This is a genomic window from Bradyrhizobium sp. STM 3809 (assembly GCF_000239795.1).
Taxonomy (GTDB): domain Bacteria; phylum Pseudomonadota; class Alphaproteobacteria; order Rhizobiales; family Xanthobacteraceae; genus Bradyrhizobium.
Genome location: NZ_CAFJ01000298.1, coordinates 1 through 4,692, shown reverse-complemented (window position 1 = coordinate 4,692; position 4,692 = coordinate 1). Strand labels below are relative to the sequence as shown.

The 4,692-nt window shown below is 68.3% G+C and carries 4 protein-coding genes; 2 read left to right on the top strand and 2 right to left on the bottom strand.

The window, feature by feature from the left end; all coding sequences use genetic code 11:
- The coding region (locus tag BRAS3809_RS16770; protein WP_035656516.1) for a glutamate--tRNA ligase family protein at positions 1-338 on the bottom strand (338 nt) is incomplete at its 3' end.
- A 136-nt stretch (positions 339-474) separates the two neighbouring features.
- Here BRAS3809_RS16770 and BRAS3809_RS16765 point away from each other — a divergent pair.
- The gene (locus BRAS3809_RS16765) at positions 475-2,163 is read left to right on the top strand and encodes a glutamine--tRNA ligase/YqeY domain fusion protein (RefSeq protein WP_008963298.1); all 1,689 of its coding nucleotides are present in this window, start codon (positions 475-477) and stop codon (positions 2,161-2,163) included.
- Between the two features lie 99 nt (positions 2,164-2,262).
- Here BRAS3809_RS16765 and BRAS3809_RS16760 read toward each other — a convergent pair whose 3' ends face one another.
- On the bottom strand, positions 2,263-2,475 hold the full coding sequence (locus BRAS3809_RS16760; protein WP_008963297.1) for a hypothetical protein: 213 nt from the start codon (positions 2,473-2,475) through the stop codon (positions 2,263-2,265).
- Positions 2,476-2,615: 140 nt separating this feature from the next.
- Between BRAS3809_RS16760 and BRAS3809_RS16755 the strand changes: the two genes are divergently transcribed.
- On the top strand, positions 2,616-4,692 hold a 2,077-nt coding region (locus BRAS3809_RS16755; protein ID WP_035656517.1), incomplete at its 3' end, for a ComEC/Rec2 family competence protein.

Genomic DNA, 4,692 nt, shown 5'->3' with positions numbered 1-4,692 from the left:
TTCTCGCGCATGGCGGTCAGCTCCTCGGCCGTGGCATAGCAGCGATAGGCCATGCCGCTTTCGAGCAGCTGCTCGGCGACCTCGCGATGCCGGGCGGCGCGGCTATATTGGTAGATGACCTCGCCGTCCCAATCGAGCTCGAGCCATTTCAGGCCGTCCAGGATGGCCGCGATTGCCGCATCGGTCGAGCGCTCGCGATCAGTGTCCTCGATTCTGAGCAGCATCTTGCCGCCCCGGCCGCGCGCATAAAGCCAGTTGAACAGGGCCGTCCGGGCGCCTCCGATATGGAGAAAGCCGGTCGGGGAGGGGGCAAAGCGCGTGACGATCGGTGAGGTCATGGGCGGCAGCACGAAATCCAGGCAGGGGCTGTAAAGGGCGGGGGGTGTATAGCAGGCCTATCGCATAACTAAAGCCTTCCTTGGGGGAGGCGGATTTGGCAGATAGGCTGGCAAATTCCGGAGCAGGATATTCTTGATGACCACGACGACAGACAATGCGGCGACGGCAGAGGCAGGGCGCGACTTCATCCGCGACATCGTCCAGGCCGATCTCGACAGCGGCAAGCACAAGACCGTGGTCACCCGGTTCCCGCCGGAGCCGAACGGCTACCTGCATATCGGCCATGCCAAGTCGATCGGTCTCAACTTCGGCATTGCCCGGGAGTTCGGCGGCCGCTGCAATCTGCGTTTCGACGATACCAATCCGACCAAGGAAGAGCAGGAATACATCGATTCCATCCAGGCCGACGTGCGCTGGCTCGGCTACGATTGGGGCGACAACCTGTTCTATGCCTCGGATTATTTCGAGCGGCTCTACGAGTGGGCCGAGGGCCTGATCAAGGCCGGCCTCGCCTATGTCGACGACCAGACCCAGGAGGAGATCCGGCTGTCGCGCGGCACCTTGACGGAGCCCGGCAAGAACAGCCCGTTCCGCGACCGCTCCGTCGAGGAGAATCTCGACCTGTTCCGGCGCATGAAGGCCGGCGAATTCCCCAACGGCGCGCGCGTGCTGCGCGCCAAGATCGACATGGCCGCCGGCAACATCAACCTGCGCGACCCCGTGCTATACCGGATCCTGCACGCCCACCATCCGCGCACCGGCGACACCTGGAAGATCTATCCGAGCTACGACTATGCGCACGGCCAGTCGGACGCGATCGAGGGCGTGACGCATTCGATCTGCACGCTCGAATTCGAGGATCACCGTCCGCTGTACGAATGGCTGCTGGACAAGCTGCCGGTGCCGTCGCATCCGCGCCAGTACGAATTCGCGCGCCTCAACCTGACCTATACGCTGCTGTCGAAGCGCGTGCTGACGCGGCTGGTGCAGGACGGCCATGTCTCCGGCTGGAACGATCCGCGCATGCCGACCATCGCCGGGCTGAAGCGCCGCGGGGTGCCGCCGGCAGCGGTGCGCGAATTCGTGAAGCGCATCGGCATTGCCAAGGCCAACAGCATCGTCGACGTCGGCATGCTCGAATTCTGCATCCGCGAGGAGCTCAACCGCACCGCGCTCCGCCGCATGGCGGTGCTGCGGCCCTTGAAGGTGGTGATCGAGAACTATCCGGAAGGGCAGGTCGAGGAGCTCGAGGCGATCAATCATCCCGATGATCCCTCCGCCGGCACGCGCAAGATCGCTTTCGGCCGCGAGCTCTACATCGAGCAGGACGACTTCATGGAGAATCCGCCGAAGAAGTTCTTCCGCCTGTCACCGGGCAACGAGGTGCGGCTGCGCTACGCCTATTTCATCAAGTGCCGCGAGGTCATCAAGAACGACGCGGGCGAGATCGTCGAGCTGCGCTGCACCTATGATCCCCAGACCAAGGGCGGCAACGCGCCGGACGGACGCAAGGTCAAGGCGACGATGCACTGGCTGCCCGCCGCGCAGTCGCTGAGGGCCGAGATCCGCCTCTACAACCAGCTGTTCGCCAACCCGAGCCCGAACGCGGCCGACTTCACCGCCGACCTCAGTCCGAACTCGCTGGAGGTCTTGACCGACGCGCGGATCGAGCCGGCGATTGCCGCGAGCAATTCGGACGCGCCTGTTCAGTTCGAGCGCCAGGGCTATTTCGTGCGCGATCCCGACTCGACGCCGGACAAGCTGGTGTTCAACCGCACCATCGGCCTGCGCGACACCTTCGCGAAGGAGGTCGCGAAGGGGTGATCAAGGCGGAGCCGGCGCCGCATCGGTGTGGGATGTGCTCGGGCGGCGGCAAGCGTCACTTGCGTTGCCGTCGCGATGGGGCCGACGGCTGCATGCATGCTAGCCGATTGCGTCCTGCCCGGCGTCCGTCAGCGCCGGCACGCCGTCGCTGACCTCGACGAGGCCGCGTTCGGTCAAGAGCGACAGATCCTCGTCGGAGACAGGCGACAGGGTGAGCCGGTTCGCCTTGATGTCCCGCAATGTCCAGCGCAGGTGGATGGCCTTCTCGAGATCGAGGTCGGCAAACGGGTCGTCGATGTCGTGGGAGTCCATACCCGGACAAGCGCTTGCCTCGCGAAAGGTTCCAGCACCACGCCCGTGCAGAATTCCAGGATTCCCGTTCTGTTCTGCTAGGCGGCCCCGCGCAGCCTTGGGTAGCCTTACCCTGGTCCTTGGTGCGGGTGGTGTGGGCGATGGCGGGGCTGGAACGGCCGCCAGGAGGGCGTCGCGGGATCGCTGGCGTGATGGCCGATGTCTGGCCGCCGCGTGGCGCGCTGGCCGGCTGGCCTTCGATCGGCGCCGGCATCGGGCCCTCCCTTGCCATCAGGCTCAAGAGCTGGGCACGCGAGGAGGCGGGGGCGGGGCGGCTGCTGCCGTGGGTCCCCGTCGCGTTCGGCGCCGGCATCGCGCTGTACTTCTCGGCCGATCACGAGCCGGTGCTGTGGGTGGGCCTGGCCGCAGCGCTCGCGCTGGCCGCGGTCGCCGTGCTGATGCGGCGGCATCCGTTGTTCCCAGCGGCGGTGATGATCGCGGCCGCGGCGTCGGGCTTTGCCGTCGCCACCGTCAAGACGGCGGGCGTGGCGCATCCGGTGCTGGCGCGGCCGCTGTATTCGGTCTCGCTCTCCGGCTATGTCGAGGCCCGCGACATCCGCGAGCGCAGCGACCGCATCGTCTTGCGCGTGACGGCGATGGAGAGCCAGCGCAGCAGCGTCACCCTCGCGCGCGTGCGGCTCGCGGTGCGCAAGGGCACCGCGCCGGAGGTCGGCAGCTTCGTGCAGATGAAGGCGCGGCTGCTGCCGCCGCTCGCGCCGGTGCGGCCCGGCAGCTACGACTTTTCCCGCGACATGTTCTTCCAGGGCATCGGCGCCTCCGGCTTCGTCATGGGTTCGATATCGACGGTGGCGCCGCCGCAGGCGGCCGGGCTCGGCCTGCGCTATGCGGCGGCGATGCAAGGCCTGCGCGACACGATCGATGCCCGCATCCGCGCCCGCCTCGACGGCGACGAGCGTGCGATCGCGACCGCGCTCTTGACCGGGCGGCGCGATGCGATCACGCCCGATGTCAACGATGCGATGTTCATTTCCGGGCTCGGCCATGTGCTGTCGATCTCCGGCTATCACATGGCGGTCGTCGCCGGTGTCGTGTTCTTCGCCGTGCGCGCGCTGCTCGCGCTGATCCCCGGCCTCACCGTGAGCCACCCGATCAAGAAATGGGCGGCGGCCGCGGCGCTGGTCGCGGCCGCGTTCTATCTGCTGCTGTCCGGCGCGGAGGTCGCGACGCAACGCTCATTCTTCATGACCGCGGTGGTGCTGATCGCGGTCATGGTCGACCGCCGCGCCGTCACCTTCCGCACGCTGGCGGTGGCCGCGATGATCGTGCTGATCGCAGCGCCCGAGGCGCTGGTGCATCCGAGCTTCCAGATGTCGTTCGCCGCGACCCTCGGCCTCGTCGCGCTGGTGCAGGTCGGCATGCCCAGGCTGTTTGCGACGCCGGACTCGTCGACCACGCAGCGCATCGCCTTGTGGGGCGGCCGTGAAGCCACGATGCTGATCCTGGCCTCGCTGATCGCGGGGCTCGCGACCACGCCCTATGCCGCGTTCCATTTTCACCGCATCACGCCCTATGGCCTGCTCGCCAATCTCGCGGCGATGCCGGTGGTCTCGGCGCTGGTGATGCCGGCCGGGCTGCTCGGCCTGCTGTTCGCGCCGTTCGGGCTCGACGGCCCGTGCTGGTCGCTGATGGGCTGGGGCATCGACTGGATGATCGCGGTGACGCGCTGGGTGGCGGCGCTGCCGGGCGCGGTCGGGCGCGTCACGGCGTTCGGGATCGGCCCGCTGATCCTGGCCAGCCTCGGCCTCGTCCTGATCGGCCTGCTGAGGACGCCGCTGCGCTGGTCGGGGGCGGTCGTGCTCGCGCTGGCCACCGCCTGGGCCGCGGCCACGCCGCAGCCCGACATCCTGGTCTCCGGCGACGGCCGCGCGGTCGCCGTGCGCGGCCGCGATGGGCGGCTGCATGTGATGCGCAGCGGCAAGGACGTGTTCGTCACCCGCGAGTGGCTCGCCGCCGATGCCGATGCGCGGCTGCCGGCCGATGCCTCGCTGGCCGACGGCGTCTCCTGCGACGAGTCCGGCTGTGTGCTGGCGATGGCCGACGGCCGCCTCGTCGCGCTGACCTTGCGCGCGGATGCGCTCGCCGACGATTGTGCGCGCGCCACGCTGGTGGTGACGGCGCGCGGCGCGCCGCCGTCCTGCGCGGCGGCCGTGGTCGACC

Excerpts from the sequence above, each read along its gene's own strand:
- BRAS3809_RS16765 (WP_008963298.1), top strand. The coding sequence starts at position 475 with ATGACCACGACGACAGACAATGCGGCGACGGCAGAGGCAGGGCGCGAC.
- BRAS3809_RS16760 (WP_008963297.1), bottom strand. The coding sequence starts at position 2,475 with ATGGACTCCCACGACATCGACGACCCGTTTGCCGACCTCGATCTCGAG.